17 protein-coding genes are annotated in these 16,181 nt (G+C 66.0%); 12 read left to right on the top strand and 5 right to left on the bottom strand.

Annotation, left to right across the window (positions count from 1 at the left end):
• Positions 1-412: 412 nt before the first annotated feature.
• The 4 genes from mepA to modC all read left to right on the top strand — a co-directional run bounded on the left by mepA (position 413) and on the right by modC (position 3,734).
• A complete protein-coding gene (mepA, locus tag AC0L21_RS29145) occupies positions 413-1,357 on the top strand; it encodes a penicillin-insensitive murein endopeptidase (protein WP_473265096.1) in 945 nt (314 codons plus the stop codon).
• A 221-nt stretch (positions 1,358-1,578) separates the two neighbouring features.
• Entirely contained in the window at positions 1,579-2,361 is a 783-nt protein-coding gene (gene modA / locus AC0L21_RS29140; protein WP_473265095.1) for a molybdate ABC transporter substrate-binding protein, read from the top strand.
• Positions 2,362-2,373: 12 nt separating this feature from the next.
• Positions 2,374-3,069, top strand: a complete 696-nt coding sequence (modB, locus tag AC0L21_RS29135; RefSeq protein WP_473265094.1) for a molybdate ABC transporter permease subunit — start codon at positions 2,374-2,376, stop codon at positions 3,067-3,069.
• A 2-nt stretch (positions 3,070-3,071) separates the two neighbouring features.
• Complete coding sequence (modC, locus tag AC0L21_RS29130) at positions 3,072-3,734, top strand: molybdenum ABC transporter ATP-binding protein (protein WP_473265093.1); 663 nt, start codon at positions 3,072-3,074, stop codon at positions 3,732-3,734.
• Between the two features lie 154 nt (positions 3,735-3,888).
• On the opposite strand, the gene AC0L21_RS29125 is transcribed toward modC, so the two are convergent.
• Positions 3,889-4,644: a GntR family transcriptional regulator gene (locus AC0L21_RS29125; RefSeq protein ID WP_473265092.1), complete on the bottom strand. Its 756-nt coding sequence runs from the start codon at positions 4,642-4,644 to the stop codon at positions 3,889-3,891.
• A gap of 207 nt (positions 4,645-4,851) precedes the next feature.
• Here AC0L21_RS29125 and AC0L21_RS29120 point away from each other — a divergent pair, with 207 nt between their 5' ends.
• The 5 genes from AC0L21_RS29120 to AC0L21_RS29100 are packed head-to-tail and all read left to right on the top strand — an operon-like array spanning position 4,852 to position 9,532.
• Positions 4,852-5,886, top strand: coding sequence for an extracellular solute-binding protein (locus tag AC0L21_RS29120; protein ID WP_473265091.1), 1,035 nt, complete (start codon positions 4,852-4,854; stop codon positions 5,884-5,886).
• The gene (locus AC0L21_RS29115) at positions 5,883-6,962 is read left to right on the top strand and encodes an ABC transporter ATP-binding protein (RefSeq protein WP_473265090.1); all 1,080 of its coding nucleotides are present in this window, start codon (positions 5,883-5,885) and stop codon (positions 6,960-6,962) included. Before AC0L21_RS29120 ends, AC0L21_RS29115 begins: the two co-directional genes overlap by 4 nt.
• On the top strand, positions 6,959-7,822 hold the full coding sequence (locus AC0L21_RS29110; RefSeq protein ID WP_473265089.1) for an ABC transporter permease: 864 nt from the start codon (positions 6,959-6,961) through the stop codon (positions 7,820-7,822). Before AC0L21_RS29115 ends, AC0L21_RS29110 begins: the two co-directional genes overlap by 4 nt.
• The gene (locus AC0L21_RS29105; RefSeq protein WP_473265088.1) at positions 7,822-8,619 is read left to right on the top strand and encodes an ABC transporter permease; all 798 of its coding nucleotides are present in this window, start codon (positions 7,822-7,824) and stop codon (positions 8,617-8,619) included. The genes AC0L21_RS29110 and AC0L21_RS29105 overlap by 1 nt, the downstream gene beginning before the upstream one ends.
• A 4-nt stretch (positions 8,620-8,623) precedes the next feature.
• Entirely contained in the window at positions 8,624-9,532 is a 909-nt protein-coding gene (locus AC0L21_RS29100) for a polysaccharide deacetylase family protein (RefSeq protein ID WP_473265087.1), read from the top strand.
• Between the two features lie 31 nt (positions 9,533-9,563).
• On the opposite strand, the gene AC0L21_RS29095 is transcribed toward AC0L21_RS29100, so the two are convergent.
• Both AC0L21_RS29095 and AC0L21_RS29090 read right to left on the bottom strand, forming a co-directional pair.
• Positions 9,564-9,824 (bottom strand): PepSY domain-containing protein, encoded by a 261-nt coding sequence (locus tag AC0L21_RS29095; RefSeq protein WP_473265086.1) that lies wholly within the window; start codon positions 9,822-9,824, stop codon positions 9,564-9,566.
• A gap of 324 nt (positions 9,825-10,148) precedes the next feature.
• Positions 10,149-11,942: a potassium/proton antiporter gene (locus tag AC0L21_RS29090; protein ID WP_473265085.1), complete on the bottom strand. Its 1,794-nt coding sequence runs from the start codon at positions 11,940-11,942 to the stop codon at positions 10,149-10,151.
• Between the two features lie 211 nt (positions 11,943-12,153).
• On the opposite strand from AC0L21_RS29090, the gene AC0L21_RS29085 reads away from it, so the two are divergent.
• The 3 genes from AC0L21_RS29085 to radC all read left to right on the top strand — a co-directional run bounded on the left by AC0L21_RS29085 (position 12,154) and on the right by radC (position 15,235).
• Entirely contained in the window at positions 12,154-13,470 is a 1,317-nt protein-coding gene (locus AC0L21_RS29085) for a mechanosensitive ion channel family protein (protein WP_473265084.1), read from the top strand.
• Positions 13,471-13,598: 128 nt separating this feature from the next.
• Positions 13,599-14,417, top strand: coding sequence for a type I methionyl aminopeptidase (gene map, locus AC0L21_RS29080; protein WP_007597786.1), 819 nt, complete (start codon positions 13,599-13,601; stop codon positions 14,415-14,417).
• 104 nt (positions 14,418-14,521) lie between these two features.
• Positions 14,522-15,235, top strand: coding sequence for a RadC family protein (radC, locus tag AC0L21_RS29075; RefSeq protein ID WP_473265083.1), 714 nt, complete (start codon positions 14,522-14,524; stop codon positions 15,233-15,235).
• Here the strand turns inward: radC and AC0L21_RS29070 are convergent.
• The gene (locus tag AC0L21_RS29070; RefSeq protein WP_473265082.1) at positions 15,232-15,549 is read right to left on the bottom strand and encodes a glycine zipper domain-containing protein; all 318 of its coding nucleotides are present in this window, start codon (positions 15,547-15,549) and stop codon (positions 15,232-15,234) included. The genes radC and AC0L21_RS29070 overlap by 4 nt on opposite strands.
• 161 nt (positions 15,550-15,710) lie before the next feature.
• Positions 15,711-16,085, bottom strand: coding sequence for a hypothetical protein (locus tag AC0L21_RS29065; protein ID WP_204513176.1), 375 nt, complete (start codon positions 16,083-16,085; stop codon positions 15,711-15,713).
• Between the last annotated feature and the right edge of the window lie 96 nt (positions 16,086-16,181).

Genomic DNA, 16,181 nt, shown 5'->3' with positions numbered 1-16,181 from the left:
GTCGCGCCCAGCGATCGCAACTCTTGGGGCAAGTGTCTGAAAAAAAGGTAATCTTGGGTGGCATGACGATGGGACGCACGGTCTGGCAGTCTCGGAAAAACAGCCCTCATTGCCCGTTTGCAAGGCGCGGCAGTGCTGATGGGCGCTCCAGGCCCATCGCATTGTCGTCATCGGAGAACGAGATGGCGCAAAATTGCGCGCTGCCTTGAATCATTTCCGGGATCGCGCGCGATTGCATGCAGAAGGGCGTGAGTACGCGTCCCGCGCACGAATTTTGGTCAATGCATGAGAGGGTTATCGCGTGGTTAAAAAACGGCCGGCCGACGCCGCGGAACTGCGACTTTTGAACGAAATTTCGGCGGAACGACTGTTTCTTAACCCTGACGCGGTGTTGGGCTATAAGAATGTCAGCATGAGTCCCCGCCGCCTCGCCCCTCTCCTGCTCGTCATGACGCTCCTGGCCGCCGGCGACGCGCTGGCCCAGGACAAGGGCAGCGTCAACCCAAAGCCGCTGCCGCCGCTCGCCAATCCGAACGATCCCAATATCGGCGCCAAAGAGCTGTTCGCGCGAAAGCTGCTGCCGTCGAAGGGACCGGCGCACGTCATCGGCTCCTATGTGAAGGGCTGCATCGGCGGCGCCGAGCAGATGCCGCTCAACGGCGACAACTGGCAGGTGATGCGGTTGTCGCGTAATCGCAGCTATGGTCACCCCGCGATGATCGCGCTGATCAAGCGGCTTGCGGCGAGGGCGCACAAGGACGCGGGATGGCCGGGCATCCTGGTCGGCGACATCGCCCAGCCGCGCGGCGGGCCAGCGCTGTCCGGCCATGCCAGCCACCAGATCGGCCTCGATGCCGACATCTGGCTGACGCCGATGCCTGACCATCGCTTGTCGCGCGAGGAGCGCGAGGACATGTCGGCGGTGATGATGGTGCGCCCGGACCGGCTCGACATCGATCCGAAGGTGTTCACGCCGGGCCATGTGCTGGTGCTGCGCGACGCGGCGCAGGAGCCGGCGGTGCAGCGGATCTTCGTCAATGCCGCGATCAAGAAGGCGCTGTGCCGCGAGGCCAAGGGCGACCGCTCCTGGCTGTCGAAGATCCGGCCGTGGTGGGGCCACGACTATCACTTCCACATCCGGATGCACTGCCCGGCGGGCGCGAGCGACTGCGAGGGCCAGCCGTCGCAATCCGAGGACGAAGGCTGCAAGCCCTCCGATCTCGCCTATTGGTTCAGCGACGGCGTGCTGCACCCCAAACCCCCGCCGGAGCCGCCGAAGCCCAAACCGCCGATGACGCTGGCGCAGATGCCCGCGGCGTGCAAGGCCGTGCTGCACGCGGGCAATGCGAAGCCGTAAAGCTCTCCGCCGGGATGACGAATTCCTGGTTGGCGCCATGCGAACCGTCGCCTTTGACCTGTTCCGCCACCCTGTTATGATGACCCAGCGATCGCTTGCCGGACCGTAAGTCCGTCGGGCTTGTCGGAACAGCGCTTCCGCCGGTCGCAAGCCTCATTCAACCAACGCCGTCTTGCGCGCGCCGCCTTGCGTGCCTTGAGCGCGCGCATGGAGCGCTTCCGATGTCCCGCCTTTCCGTGTTTTTTTCGGCCTTGTTCGTTCTGGCCGCGAGCCATTCGCCCGTCGCCGCCGAGGACAAGACCATCACCGTGTTCGCGGCAGCCTCGATGAAGAACGCGCTCGACGAGGTCGACGCGGCCTACACCGCCAGGACCGGCGTCAAGTTCAGCGTCAGCTACGCCGCAAGCTCCGTGCTCGCCAGGCAGATCGAGCAGGGCGCGCCGGCCGATGTGTTCGTCTCCGCCGACACCGACTGGATGGACTACGCGATCTCCAAGAAGACCATCAACGAGTCGACCCGGGTCAATCTGCTCGGCAACAGCATCGTGCTGATCGCGCCGAAGGATTCCAAGATCGACAACGTCGCCATCGCACACGGCTTCGACCTCGCAAAACTCGCCGGCGACGGCAGGATCGCGACCGGCGACGTCAAGTCCGTACCGGTTGGGAAGTACGCCAAGGCGGCGCTTACGAGCCTGGGCGCCTGGCAGGCGGCCGAGCCGAAATTCGCCATGGCCGAGAGCGTGCGTGCCGCGCTGACGCTGGTCGCGCGCGGCGAGGCCAATCTCGGCATCGTCTATTCCACCGATGCCAAGGTCGAGCCCGGTGTGAAGATCGTCGGCACCTTCCCGGCGGATTCGCATCCCGCGATCATCTATCCCTTCGCTGCGACCACGTCAGCAAAGGGCGAGACCAGCGACTATCTCGCCTTCCTGCGCTCGACCGCCGCCAAGACCATTCTGGAAAAATACGGTTTCAAGTTCCTGATCAGCCCCTCCACTTGATTTTGCGATTTGATGCTCGACATCTCTCCCGCCGAATGGACGGCGATCCTGCTCTCGCTCAGGGTTGCCGTGATCGCGACGCTGGTGGCAACGCCGTTCGGCATTGCGCTGGCATGGTTGCTCGCGCGGCGTGATTTCTGGGGCAAGTCGGTGCTCGATGCGCTGATGCATCTGCCGCTGGTGCTGCCGCCCGTCGTCACCGGCTATCTGCTGCTGCTGACCTTCGGCCGCCGCGGCCTCGTCGGCGGCTTTCTGGCGGACCATCTCGGCATCGTCTTCGCCTTCCGCTGGACCGGTGCTGCGCTTGCCTGCGGCCTGATGGCGTTTCCGCTGCTGGTGCGCCCGATGCGGTTGTCGATCGAGGCGATCGACCGCCGGCTCGAGCAGGCCGCCGAGACGCTCGGCGCCACTCCTTTCAAAGTGTTCTTCACGGTGACGTTGCCCTTGGCGCTGCCTGGCGTGCTCGCCGGCATGGTGCTGGGTTTTGCCAAAGCGATCGGCGAGTTCGGCGCCACTATCACCTTCGTGTCCAACATTCCCGGAGAGACCCAGACGATTTCGTCCGCGATTTATTCGCTGATCCAGACCCCCGATGGCGACGCCGCCGCGGGACGGCTCGTGATCGTCTCGATCGTGCTGGCGCTCGGTGCGCTGATCGCCGCCGAATGGTTCGCCCGCCGCGCCACCGCGCGCCTGCACGGGAATTGACCATGCTGCGCGTCGACATCGAAAAGAAGCTCGGCGAGTTTTCGCTGTCCGCCGCCTTCGAAAGCGAGGGCCGCGTCATCGGCCTGTTCGGAGCGTCGGGCGCCGGCAAGACCTCGCTGGTCAACATGATCGCGGGGCTGCTGCGGCCCGACCGCGGCACCATCGTGATCGACGGCGAGACTGTCGACGACAGCGCGGCCGGCATTCATGTCCCGACCTGGCGCCGCCGCATCGGCTATGTGTTCCAGGATGCGCGGCTGTTTCCGCATCTCAACGTCGCGCAAAATCTCGACTATGGCAGGCGGATGAACGGCCTCGCGCCCGATCCGGCGCAGCACAAGCGCGTCATCGAGCTGCTCGACATCGGCGCGCTGCAGGGGCGCCGCCCCGGAAAGCTCTCCGGCGGCGAGCGCCAGCGCGTCGCGCTCGGCCGCGCACTGCTGTCGAGGCCGCGCCTGCTGCTGCTCGACGAGCCGCTCGGCGCGCTCGACGAGGGCCGCAAGCTGGAGATCCTGCCCTATCTGGTGCGGCTGCGCGACGAGGCCAAGGTCCCCATGGTCTATGTCAGCCACGACGTCGCCGAGCTGCGCCAGCTCGCGACGCAGATCGTGATGCTGAAGCAGGGCCGGGTGACGTCGTTCGGCGGGGTGAAGGTGCTGACGTGAGGGAGGTGGCGGCTTGCCGGAACACGCTTCCGCTCCGCGCCCGCTGTCATGCCCCGCGAAGGCGGGGCATCCAGTACGCCGCGGCCCCTCGATTCAATCACGACCGCCTCTGGAATACTGGATTGCCCGCCTTCGCGGGCAATGACAGCGGGGGCTAACGCCCCTTCCGCCGCTTCGGCTTCAGTGCGCTAAACACGCTTTCCAAATCCTCGCTCGCCGGCGCCGCATCGTCATCCAGATGCAGCCGGCTCTCGACATGCAAAAAATGCTCGCGCGAAACCGCGATGGCACGCGCGACGTCGCGGGCGCGAAGGGCTTCGACGATGGCGCCGTGCTCGTCCACCGCGCAGATCGAATCACTGGCGGGTTCGTAGACCGAGACCATCACCGAGGACCGGCTGAGCAGATCGGCGAGGAAGTACGACAGCTCCGCGTTGCCGAGCGCTTCCACCAGATGAACGTGGAACGCGCCCGACAGCCGCACCGAGGCGGCGCGGTCGCCGCGCGTGGCGGCGGCGCGCTCCTCGGCGAGATGCGCCGTCAGCCGCTCGATCAGGGCGTCGTCGACACGACGCACGAGCTGCGTCAGCACGCCGGCCTCGAGCACGCGATGCGCCTCGTAGACGCTGCGGACGTCGTCGAGCGTCGGACGCGGCACGCGAGCGCCGCGGTTGGGGATCATCTCCAGCCGCCGCTCGGCGCCGAGCCGATGCAGCACCTTGCGGATGCGCTCGCGCGAGACGCCGAAGATCTCGGCCAGCGGCGGCTCGGCGAGCTTGGCGCCGGCCTTCAGCTTGCCTTCCAGCAGCGCGTGCAGGATGGCCTGATAGACCGCCTCGTCCTCCGCCGGATTGGCCTTGCCGTTCCTCTTGCCGCTTCCCTTGTCGTCTCGCCTACGCTGCGTCGCCATTGTGGTAGCTAGGCCCAAAGACTGCGCAGCGTCACCTCCAAAAAATGTGCACATTTGCCTTGTCGGCATGCAGGCGCCCCGCAGGGGGCAGGATCACCATCCGCTCAGCCCATTGATACAACTCATAATTAATAAAATGTGCACATTTGGCACGGCGCTTGCTGCGTCCTCGCTGCAAGCTTTACGCACAACAAACGGGACATGCCCATGCACACCCCCTCCCGACGCAGCGTTTTGACCTCCGGCGCGGCCCTGGCCGCGATCATTGCCGCCCCGGCGCGGCTGCGCGCCGCGCCCAGGGAGATCGTCATCGGCGGCCCCGCGGGCGCCGCGAAATATTTCAATGCCGATTTGTTTCCCGTGCTGGAGAAGAAGCTCGACTGCAAGGTGCTCTATGAGGGCACCAACTCGCTGACCAATCTCCAGAAGATGCAGGCTGACAAGGCCGCGCCGAAAATCTCCGTCGTCATCATGGACGATCCGGTGATGCTGCCGGCAGCCAGCGACGGCCTGATCACCAAGATGTCGGCATCGTCGATCGCCAACCTCGGCAAGCTGGTCGACGGCTCGGTGCATCAGGACGGAATGTGGGCGAACTATCAGCGGCCCTGGGCCGGCATCGCCTATTCGACCAAGCGCATGAAGACGGCGCCCGCAAAGTGGTCCGACCTGTGGGACGCGAAATATGCCTCCAAGGTGATCGTGCCGTCGCTGTCGAACACCGAAGGATTCTGGACGCTGCTCGCGGCCGCCCATCTCGAGACCGGCAAGCCCTACAAGGAGGCGCAGTACGAGATCGACGCCGCCTTCAAGAAGGTGAAGGAGCTGAGGGCCAACCTCTTGAATGTCTACACCAACGCGCCGCAGGCCATCAATCTGATGGAGCAGGGCGAGGCGTGGATGATCGGCGGCCAATTCTCGGCCTACACGCTGATCCGCAAGGCGGAAGGATCACCGGTCGATCTCGCCGTTCCGCAGGACGGCGGCTTTGCGATGCCGTCGGGCATCGCGAAGGTGAACGGCGCACCGGCCGGCGATCTCGCCGATGCCGTGATCGACTTCTTCCTGAGCCCGGAAGCGCAGATCATCCTCGCCGACAAGGCTTTCGTCGCGCCCACCAACAAGGGCACGCCGACGCCGGCGGGCTTCCCGGACCCGGCTTCGCTGTTCGCGCCGGACTGGGCATTCGTGGCCAAGAACCGCGCCTCCTGGGTCGACCGCTGGAGCAAGGAGATGACATGAGCGAGGCCGCCCCGCATCTCGTCGTTCGCGGCGTCTCCAAGACATACGGACCCACGACAGTCCTCGACCACATCGACCTGACCATCCGGCGCGGCGAGCTGGTCACGCTGCTCGGCCCGTCCGGTTGCGGCAAGACCACGCTGCTCCGTGCCATCGCCGGCCTGGCGCAACCAGACACCGGCAAGGTCGAGCTCGCCGGGCGCGACGTCACCCACGTGCCCCCGCACAAGCGCAATGTCGGCGTGGTGTTCCAGAGCTACGCGCTGTTTCCGCATCTCACCGTCGCCGGCAACATCGCATTCGGGCTGAAGGTGCGCGGCGCGGCCAGGCGCGAGATCGATGCTGCAGTGGAACGCGCGCTGTCACTGGTCAAGCTCGGCCATCTCGCCGGTCGACGCATCACGGCGCTGTCGGGCGGCCAGCAGCAGCGCGTGGCCCTGGCGCGCGCCATCGCTGTCGAGCCCGATGTGCTGCTGTTCGACGAAGCGCTGTCGGCGCTCGATCGGAAGTTGCGCGAGGAGATGCAGGTCGAGCTGCGCCGCCTGCTCCAGGACGTGAAGGCCACCGCGATCTTCGTGACGCATGACCAGGACGAAGCGCTGACCATGTCCGACCGCGTCGCGGTCATGAACAAGGGACGCATCGAGCAGCTCGCCGAGCCGCGCGAACTGTATCTGCGTCCCGCAAGCCTGTTCGCACTCAACTTCGTCGGCCTCTCGACGCGAATTGCCGGCACGGTGCTAGCGGCTGGCAACGGCCAGGTCGAGGTCGAGACCAAGGTCGGCCGCTTGTCCGCGCTCGGCAACTTCCAGGCGGGTTCGCCCGTCATCGTCGCAGCGCGCCCCGAGCAGTTGCGAATCGGCGAGCAGGGCGATGCGAATGCGGCCGCGGGCCGGGTCCGCTCCGTGGTATTCCAGGGCTCGCGCACGCTGGTCGAGGTCGATGCCGGGGCCGGTGAAAGCCTGCTCGCAGAACTCTCCGGGCGCGACGGCGCGATCCCCGCTGTGCATGACGAGATCCGCCTGAGCTGGCCGGTGACCGAGACCTTTGCATTTCCGATGGAGGCGCAGGCATGACCGAGGCGGCCCTTCCGGCACCTTTGGCCGCGCCTTCGGTCGACCGCGAGCGGCTCGCCGCGATCGGATTCGTGCTGCCGTCCTTCGTCATCATCGCCGGCGTTTTCGCGCTGCCGCTGGTGCTGCTGCTCGGCGTCAGCATCGTCGATGCCAACGGGCTGACCTTCGCCAACTACAAGCGCCTGCTCGGCACGCCCTATTATCTCGGCGTGGTCTGGAATTCCCTGCGGCTCGGGCTGCTGACGACGCTGATCGCTTTCCTGATCAGCTATCCCGCCGCCTTTGCGCTCGCCCGCGCCCGCGGGCCTTTGCGCTCCGTGCTGCTGGCGACGCTGTTTCTGCCCCTGGCGGCCAGCGTCATCGTCAAGGCGTTCGCCTGGACGATCCTGTTGCGCAGCGACGGCATCGTCAACGAGACGCTGATCGCGCTCGGCATCATCGAAGACCCGATCCGGATGATTTTCACCGAGACGGCGCTGATCGTTGGCGCTGTCAACATCTTCCTACCGTTCATGATCCTGCCGATCTATGCGATCGTGGCGCAGCTCGATCCGCGCTATGCCGAAGCCGCCGCCACGCTCGGCGCCTCGCCGGTCGTGACGTTCTTTCGCGTGATCCTGCCGTTGACCTTGCCCGGCATCGTCGCTGGCGTGGCGCTGGTGTTCTCGCTCTCGGTCTCCGCCTATGTGGTGCCAACGCTCCTGATTGGCGAAAAATACCCGACGCTCGCGAGTGCCATTGCAAAAGCCTATCTGCTGGCGCGCGAACCCGGCTTCGGTGCCGCCGCCGGCGTCGTGCTGCTGGCGATCGCGATCGCGATCGTTGCGCTCAGTGCGCGCCTGTCGCGGGAGCCGAAATGATGAGGCGCGCCGCAATCATCGTCTGCTGGGTGATGGCGATCGGGCTGGCCCTGTTCCTGATCGCGCCGCTGCTGGTGATCGCCGCCGCGAGCTTCTCGCCGACACCGGTGTTCGACCTGCCGCTGACCGGCGCATCGACGCGCTGGTACGGCAAGATCGGCCGGCTCGACGGCTTCTGGCCGTCGCTGCTGCTGTCGCTTCAGATCGCGCTGCTGTCGACGGCGATCTCGCTGATATCAGGCACGCTCGCGGCGATCGCGATCGCGCGCGGAAAGCTGCCGGGCGCCGGCATCTTTGCGACCGCGCTGGTTTCGCCGCTGATGATGCCGGGCCTCGTGCTCGGCATCGCGCTGCTGCAGGGCTTTCGCGCCGTCGGTTTCACCGCGCCCTGGGCGACGCTGCTGGTCGCACATCTCGTCATCACGCTACCCTATGTCGCGCGCACGATGATCGCGGGTCTCGCGCGGTTCGACTTCACGTTGATCGAGGCGGCGCGAACGCTCGGCTGCACCTATCCCGGCAGCGTATTGCGGGTGATGGTGCCCGCGCTGGCGCCGTCATTCCTGATCGCGGGAATCTTCTCGTTCCTGGCCTCGTTCGACAATTATCCGGTATCGATCTTCCTCGCCGACGTCCGCACCAAGACGCTGCCGATCCGCATGCTGCAATATATCGAGGAGGCGCCCGACCCGACGCTCGCGGCGCTCTCCACCCTCATCCTCGCGGGCACGGTGATCCTGCTGTTCGTCAGCGACCGCGTCGTCGGCCTGCATCGCATGGCCGGAACCACGGACTGATTCCATGAGCGAAGCAAAGCAACCCGTCTCACATCGCGACTTCGTCGGCTATCGCGGCAAGCTGCCGAACCCGCACTGGCCGAACGGCGCGCGCGTCGCGGTGTCGCTGGTGGTGAATTTCGAGGAGGGCTCGGAGTTTTCCGTCAACGACGGCGATGTGGCCAACGAGGCGATCTACGAAGTGGTCCACAAGCTCGACGGCCCGGATTCCTGCATCGACAGTCATTTCGAATACGGCACGCGCGCTGCATGGTGGCGCATCATGGACCTGTTCGACGCCTACGGCGTCAAGGCGACAGTGAGCTCCTGCGGCCGTGCGGTCGAACGCTCGCCGGAGCTGGCGCGCGATGCCATTGCCCGCGGCCACGAGGTCTCGGCCCATGGCTGGCGCTGGCAGAGCCACGCCGACATGGATGAAGCGAGCGAGCGCGAAATCATTGCCAGGACCGTGGCGGCGATCGAGCGCGCCACCGGGCAGCGCCCGGTTGGCTGGCACACGCGCTCGGCGACCTCACCGAACACGCGGCGGCTCCTGGTCGAAGACGGCGGCTTCCTCTACGACAGTGACGCCTATAACGACGACTTGCCCTACTACAAGGAGGTCGCCGGCAAGCAGCATCTGGTGCTGCCCTACGCTTTCGACACCAACGACATGCAGTATTACAACGCCGCGCGTTTCAGCGGAAACGACTTCGCCGACTATGTCATCGAGGCCTTCGAATGGCTCAAGCGCGAAGGCGAGACGGCACCAAAGATGATGTCGATCGGGTTGCATCTGCGCATGATCGGCCGCCCCGGCCGGATCGGCGCGCTGGAGCGCATTCTCACGCATATCACGAAGAGCGGCGCCGCCTGGGTCGCGCCGCGAGCGGCGATCGCGCGGCATTGGATGGTAGCGGTGCCGGCCGAGTGATCCTCGCCGACACCGCTACCGAGACCCGCCACTACCAGCCGCGATCGACGTTGCGCACCTCTCCCGTTCGCGCGTCCACGTCGACCTCCATCCAGCGGCCGGCGCGATCACGACCATCGATCTGCCATTCATCGCCGAGGAACTCGGTGTGCGAGACGGTCATGACGCCGATATCGGTGGCGACGTCGAGCGCGACCTGCATCGAGATCTGATCGCCGGTGTCATAGGCCATCGCGGGCGCGGCCGATCCGAGGCCGATCGCGACGATCGCGGGCAAGATGAGCTTTCGCATGGGTTACTCCTGTCGGAAGCGTATACGCCGCTAAGAACGACCGGCATCACGGAGCGTTCCGGGAGCAGCGGTCACGAAGACGCGCAAATCTTCGGCGGTTGCAGCGATTTGGTGGCGGTTCCCGCGCTGTCGCCATCGCTCTCCGCCGTCGTCCTGGCGAAAGCCAGGACCAATTACCCCAGGGAGGAGTGGTGGGGGGCAGATCGTCACCACCAGCACTCGCAAAACAGCTGACGGTGGCTATGGGTCCTGGCCTTCGCCAGGACGACATCGGGGAGGCATATCGCTTCAACGATTCCCACGGCCACGACGCGCGAAACGCTGCTAAACCCCGGCCACCGAGGTCCACAAATCCGCCAGCTTGCGGCGGAGGACCTGCCTGCGCGTCAATGGCGCGGGGGTTTCCTCGTCTTCCGGCAGGCGCAGACCGACAACGTTGACGCGGCCACCGGAGATCGAGCGCGCCACGAGCACGATCGGGTCCAGCACGAGCTCCGCCCCCTCTTTCGGCGCGCGGTCGAGATGGACGTCGAAATAATCAGCGAGCGTGTGCCCGCTCTCATCCTCGCTCACCTTCACGCCGTAAATCTCCGCGAGCTCGGCCAGCGTGTGCTCGCCGGAGACCATGAAGTCGCCCAGCAGATGCGGGTCCGGCGCCGAGCTCGGCTGCATGTCGACGAAGAAGCGGTCGAGCGATTCAGCCTTTTCCGGCGGCGCCAGCAGATAGATGTAATCGCCGGCCGCGATCGGCTCGGCTTCCGTCGGCGTCAAGATGTTTTCGTTGCGGATCACCAGCGTCGGTTTGGACCAGGACGGGATCAGCCCGCGACGGAAATACAGGCTCTTGGGCCGCACCGGATAGCCGACGAGCTGCTGCTCGAGCTGGCCGGGCAGGTCCAATTCGACACGGCGCGGGCCACGCTCGGCGCGCGGCAGCGCCACGTGCAACTTGCGCGCGGCCGGCGCCAGGGTCCAGCCTTGCAGCAGGAGCGAGATGATGACGACGACGAAGGCGACGTCGAAATAGAGATAGGCCTTCGACAGCCCGACCAGCATCGGGATCGAGGCCAGGAAGATCGCGACCGCGCCGCGCAGACCGGTCCAGGCGATGAAGATCTTTTCGCGCCAGTTGAAGCGGAACGGTGCGAGGCACACGAACACGGCGATCGGCCGCGCCACCAGCATCAGGACGAATGCGATCCCGACCGCCGGCACCACGCTGCCGCCGCGCCGGCGCGGCGAGACCAGCAGGCCGAGCAGCACGAACATCACGATCTGGGCCAGCCAGGTCGCGGCGTCCAGGAAGGCCACCACCGAATTATGCGCGCGCGTCGGGCGGTTGCCGATGATGATACCGGCGAGATAGACCGCGAGGAATCCCGAGGCATGCATGATCTGCGAGCCGCCGAAGATGACGAGCGCGGCGGTGGTGACAAACGGCGCGTGGAGGCCCTGCGGCAGCGCGACCTTGTTGAGCGCGATGACGACCAGACGCCCGCCGATCACCCCGACGACGGCGCCCAGCACGGCCTCCTGGGCGAACTCCATCAGCACGTGCGCGGCCGTGCCCGTTCCGAGCGAGATGTATTCGACCAGCATCAGGGTCAGGAAGATCGCGAAGGGATCGTTGGTGCCGGATTCCACCTCCAGCGTCGCGCCGACGCGCGGGCGCAGGCGCAGACCCTGGGTATGCACCAGCAGGAACACTGCGGCCGCGTCAGTCGAGGCCACCACGGCGCCGACCAGCAGCGACTCCGTCCAGTTGAGATCGAGCGCATATTTCGCGAACGGTGCCGTGATCAGCGCGGTCAGCAGCACGCCGACGGTCGCGAGCACCATGGAAGGCGCGAGCACGGTGCGGATGCTGGCAAAGCGGGTCCGCAGGCCGCCGTCGAACAGGATCAGTGCGAGCGCGACCGAGCCGACCAGATAGGTGGTGCGGACGTCGTCGAATTGCAGCTGCCCGGGACCGGAATCGCCCGCGAGCATGCCGATCGCGAGGAAGACGAGCAGAAGGGGCGCGCCGAAGCGCAGCGCAAGCAGGCTTGACAGGATCCCGGCCAACACCAGGACGGCGCCGAGCAATATGGCGAGGCTGACAGTGTCGAGGGAAGCCATCCACCTTCCGGGTACGAAATCGCTGGAATTGCATCCTTATCGTCGGCGGACTCTCACGCCAACCCATTTTCTCCCGCTCGCGGCAATCTGCCCGCATTTTGCGGCCTTAACGCACTTCACTTAGCGGTGTATCGGTGGTCCCGCCGGGCCCTTTGTGGGATTCTCCGGCGCGCTCGAATCAATGCCTCCCGACGACTTCCCCACGAGACCGATGGACATGGACCTCAAAGACTTCATGGAGTTCGTGCAGACCACCGCGCGCAGCGTCGGGGCGGAAATCTCCTCGCCCTGGTTCTACCTGCAATTCGGGCTCATTCTGGCCGCGGCCGGCATCGCCTATGCCACGGAAGCCGCCGTTCGCAGCCGGGTCGACATGACCTCGCTGGCGATGCGCTGGCCGCTGCCGCTCCGGCACTTCGCCCGGGTGATGGTCTCCAGCGCCTCGACGGCGGCGTTCACCCTGCTCGTGATCGTCTCGCGCGTGGTCATGTACCACGCGACCTGGCCGAGCCGCAGCTATCTCCTGATGGTCGCCGCCAAGCTCGGCCTGGCCTGGCTCGCGGTCCGGCTGGTGACCTCGGTGCTGCGCAACGCCTTCATCGTCAAGCTGGTGTCGATCACGGCCTGGTTCGTCGCGGCGCTCTCCATCGTGGGCCAGCTCGATGCGACGGTCGACCTGCTCGACTCCTTCGCCATCGTGCTCGGCGGGCTGCGGCTGACGCCGCTGCTCGTGATCAAGGCCGGCGCGCTGCTGCTCATCGCGCTCTGGCTCACCAACATCGCCAGCAATTTCGCCGAGAGCCGGATCAACTCGACCACAGATCTGACGCCATCGGTGCAGGTGCTGCTGGTCAAGATCATCCGCATCGGCCTGCTTGCGGTCGCGATCGTGATCGCGCTCGGCACGGTCGGCATCGATCTCTCGGCGCTCGCGGTGTTCTCCGGCGCGGTCGGCGTCGGCATCGGTATCGGCCTGCAGAAGATCGTCGCCAATTTCATCTCGGGCATCATCCTGCTCGCCGACAAATCGGTGAAGCCCGGCGACCTCGTCACCATCGGCGACAACACCGGGCGGATCAGCGCGATGAAGACGCGCTATATCTCCGTCGCCGCCGGCGATGGCCGCGAATTCCTGGTGCCGAACGAGGATCTGGTGACGCAGAAGGTCGTCAACTGGACCTACACCGACAAGAACACGCTGGTGAAGATCGCCTTCGGCACCAATTACGACGCGGACCCGCGGCTGGTCTGCAAGCTCGCCGCCGAGACCGCGGCCGCGCATCCGCGCGCGCAGAAGGGCAAGCCGCCGAATTGCATCCTGACCGAATTCGCCGAAGCCGGGATGAAGTTCTCGCTGACCTTCTGGATCGCCGACCCCGACGGCATGGACAACGTCAAGAGCGACGTGATGCTGGCGCTGTGGGACGCCTTCAAGCGCGAGGGCATCCGGGTTCCCTACCCCGTTCGCGAAATCCGCGTCCGCGGCGGCGCCCTGCCGGTGGAAACCACCGTAGAAGTCCCGAATTGAGCCGGCTTTCGGGCGCATGCCCGCCAAGCTTGGCTTGCATGAAGGCTCGCGATCATTAAATTAGGGCCTTAAATCAGACCCTTGCGCCCACCTCGATACCGGCCCCGTGCCGAGAAGACCGCATCCGCATGAGCTACGTTGAAGCCTCCGATACCTCGCTCCGCAAGACCGGACAGATCAAGCTGCATGGGCCAAGCGCCTTTGCCGGCATGCGCAAGGCGGGCGCGCTGGTGGCGAAGTGTCTCGACGAGCTCACCGACATCGTCGGGCCCGGCGTTCCGACCGAGCGCATCGACCAGTTCGTCCGCGACTTCGCCTTCAGCAACAATGCCTATCCGGCGACGCTGATGTATCGCGGCTACCGCTATTCGACCTGCACCTCGCTCAACCACGTGGTCTGCCACGGCATGCCCGGCGACCGTCCGCTGAAAGAGGGCGACATCGTCAACATCGACGTCACCTTCATCGTCGACGGCTGGTACGGCGATTCCAGCCGGATGTATGCGGTCGGCCCGATCGCGCGCAAGGCCGAGCGGCTGATCGAGGTGACCTATGAGGCGATGATGCGCGGCATCGCCGCGGTGAAGCCCGGCGCCACCACCGGTGACATCGGCCACGCCATCCAGAGTTTCGTCGAGCCGCAGGCCATGAGCGTGGTGCGCGATTTCTGCGGCCATGGCCTCGGGCGCATGTTCCACGACGAGCCGAACATCATCCATATCGGCCGGCCCGGCGAAGGCGTGCAGCTCAAGCCCGGCATGTTCTTCACCATCGAGCCGATGATCAATCTCGGCAAGCCGCATGTGAAGATCCTCTCCGACGGCTGGACCGCCGTGACCCGCGACCGCTCGCTGTCGGCGCAGTTCGAGCACTCCGTCGGCGTCACCGCGACCGGCGTCGAGATCTTCACGCTGTCCGAGCGGCACGGCGAGAAGCAGATCGGATGATGGCGGCTGACGGCTGACCTTCGGGTCGCCGGCTGGCGTGAACCGGGTTCGCCGCCGCAATTGACGGTTGCAAAAACGATTGCCCGCGGCAATGCTGGCGGCCGATGCCCGCCAAGCCTGACCACGACAAGAGCAAGCCCGAAGAGGCGCCGCACTATCTCGGCCATCGCGAGCGGCTGCGCGAGCGCTTCTACAGCGCGGGTGCAGACGCGCTCAGCGATTACGAGCTGCTGGAGATGGCGCTGTTTCCGGCACTGCCCCGACGCGACACCAAGCCGCTGGCGAAGACGCTGATCAAGATTTTTGGCTCATTTGCCGAGGTCGTGCACGCGCCGGTGGCGCGCTTGCGCGAGGTGGACGGCATCGGCGAATCCGCGATCCACCAGCTCAAGCTGCTCGCGGCGGCGTCGCATCGCGTCGCCAAGGGCGGGGTCAACAGCCGCAACGCGCTGTCGTCCTGGAACGAGGTGATCGACTATTGCCGCACCAGCATGGCGTTCGCCGACAAGGAGCAGTTTCGGCTGCTGTTCCTCGACAAGCGCAACCAGCTCATCGCCGACGAGGTGCAGCAGACCGGCACCGTCGATCACACCCCGGTCTATCCGCGCGAGGTGATCAAGCGCGCGCTGGAATTGTCCGCGACCGCGCTGATCCTGGTGCACAACCATCCCTCAGGCGATCCTTCGCCGTCACAGGCCGACATCCAGATGACCAAGGCGATCATCGACATCGCAAAGCCGCTCGGCATCGCCGTGCACGACCACATCATCGTCGGCAAGAGCGGCCATGCGAGTTTGCGCGGGATGCGGTTGATCTAGTAGCAATATCTCGGATCGACCGGGACGTAGGAGCCGTCCCGGCGCTGCATGTAGCAGCCGCGCTGATAGGCGTAATAGCCGGAGCGGCGGCGCTCGCCTTCCGAGGCGATCGCGGCGCCCGTGCCGGCACCGACGACGGCGCCGATCGCGGCGCCACGGCCTCCGCCGATGGCGCCACCCACGATCGCTCCACCGACGCCGCCGAGGATGGCACCGCCAATTGCGTCTTGCGCCGCTGCCTCATGAGGCATCGCCATCACCACTGCCAGACATGCCGCGACAGCGAAACTTCCAATGCGAAGACCTCGAAGCATGCTCGCCCTCCCTTGTGGTCAGACGACTCATAGCGCCGCAGCCGGATTCGGACCAGACAAATCACCATGCCGGGACCCGGCACGTCTCGCGATGGCGCCGGAGGCTCCGCTCGAAGGCGGCTCAGGCCATGCCGCGCGCAGCGCGGGCCGGCCGCTTCATCTCATGCATCGACCCAGCGCTGCACGGCCTCGGCGGTGTCGGCCGGCGTGGTGTTGAAGCAGATCGCGGCGTCGGGTGCCAGGCGGTGGACGAGGTTGAGCACCTTCTCGAACAGCAGCAGGCGCTCCCTGGGCTCGCGCAGGCCCGCGCCGATCACGATGCAGTCGAAATTCTCCTCGCGCAACGCCGCCGTGACGGCGGCTTCCGCCGCGGCATCGAGATCGATCAGGCAACTCGTGACCTCGTAACCGAGATCGCGCAGGCGCAGCAGTTGCGCATCGATATAGTTGCGCACGAGCTCCGGCGTGAGCTGCGGGAATGCGCTGTAGTCCGCATTGCCGGGTTCGATGCCGATCGCGAGGACGCGCGTGGTCATGCAGGGCTCCTTGGCCAGACTGCCTCGCGTCGCTAACGGGGCAGCGGTCCTGCCGGTTCCCTCGCCGGCGGCCGCCCTGATCACGGTCCTGCCGCT

This window comes from Bradyrhizobium sp. WSM4873 (assembly GCF_055811355.1).
Note: the sequence above shows the minus strand (reverse complement) of the source record. Positions and strands in the feature narration are given on the sequence as shown.

Excerpts from the sequence above, each read along its gene's own strand:
- modC (WP_473265093.1), top strand. The coding sequence starts at position 3,072 with ATGCTGCGCGTCGACATCGAAAAGAAGCTCGGCGAGTTTTCGCTGTCC.
- modB (WP_473265094.1), top strand. The coding sequence starts at position 2,374 with ATGCTCGACATCTCTCCCGCCGAATGGACGGCGATCCTGCTCTCGCTC.
- AC0L21_RS29105 (WP_473265088.1), top strand. The coding sequence starts at position 7,822 with ATGAGGCGCGCCGCAATCATCGTCTGCTGGGTGATGGCGATCGGGCTG.
- AC0L21_RS29120 (WP_473265091.1), top strand. The coding sequence starts at position 4,852 with ATGCACACCCCCTCCCGACGCAGCGTTTTGACCTCCGGCGCGGCCCTG.
- modA (WP_473265095.1), top strand. The coding sequence starts at position 1,579 with ATGTCCCGCCTTTCCGTGTTTTTTTCGGCCTTGTTCGTTCTGGCCGCG.
- AC0L21_RS29090 (WP_473265085.1), bottom strand. The coding sequence starts at position 11,942 with ATGGCTTCCCTCGACACTGTCAGCCTCGCCATATTGCTCGGCGCCGTC.
- AC0L21_RS29110 (WP_473265089.1), top strand. The coding sequence starts at position 6,959 with ATGACCGAGGCGGCCCTTCCGGCACCTTTGGCCGCGCCTTCGGTCGAC.
- AC0L21_RS29070 (WP_473265082.1), bottom strand. The coding sequence starts at position 15,549 with ATGCTTCGAGGTCTTCGCATTGGAAGTTTCGCTGTCGCGGCATGTCTG.
- AC0L21_RS29065 (WP_204513176.1), bottom strand. The coding sequence starts at position 16,085 with ATGACCACGCGCGTCCTCGCGATCGGCATCGAACCCGGCAATGCGGAC.
- AC0L21_RS29115 (WP_473265090.1), top strand. The coding sequence starts at position 5,883 with ATGAGCGAGGCCGCCCCGCATCTCGTCGTTCGCGGCGTCTCCAAGACA.
- AC0L21_RS29095 (WP_473265086.1), bottom strand. The coding sequence starts at position 9,824 with ATGCGAAAGCTCATCTTGCCCGCGATCGTCGCGATCGGCCTCGGATCG.
- AC0L21_RS29100 (WP_473265087.1), top strand. The coding sequence starts at position 8,624 with ATGAGCGAAGCAAAGCAACCCGTCTCACATCGCGACTTCGTCGGCTAT.
- mepA (WP_473265096.1), top strand. The coding sequence starts at position 413 with ATGAGTCCCCGCCGCCTCGCCCCTCTCCTGCTCGTCATGACGCTCCTG.
- AC0L21_RS29125 (WP_473265092.1), bottom strand. The coding sequence starts at position 4,644 with ATGGCGACGCAGCGTAGGCGAGACGACAAGGGAAGCGGCAAGAGGAAC.
- AC0L21_RS29085 (WP_473265084.1), top strand. The coding sequence starts at position 12,154 with ATGGACATGGACCTCAAAGACTTCATGGAGTTCGTGCAGACCACCGCG.
- radC (WP_473265083.1), top strand. The coding sequence starts at position 14,522 with ATGCCCGCCAAGCCTGACCACGACAAGAGCAAGCCCGAAGAGGCGCCG.
- map (WP_007597786.1), top strand. The coding sequence starts at position 13,599 with ATGAGCTACGTTGAAGCCTCCGATACCTCGCTCCGCAAGACCGGACAG.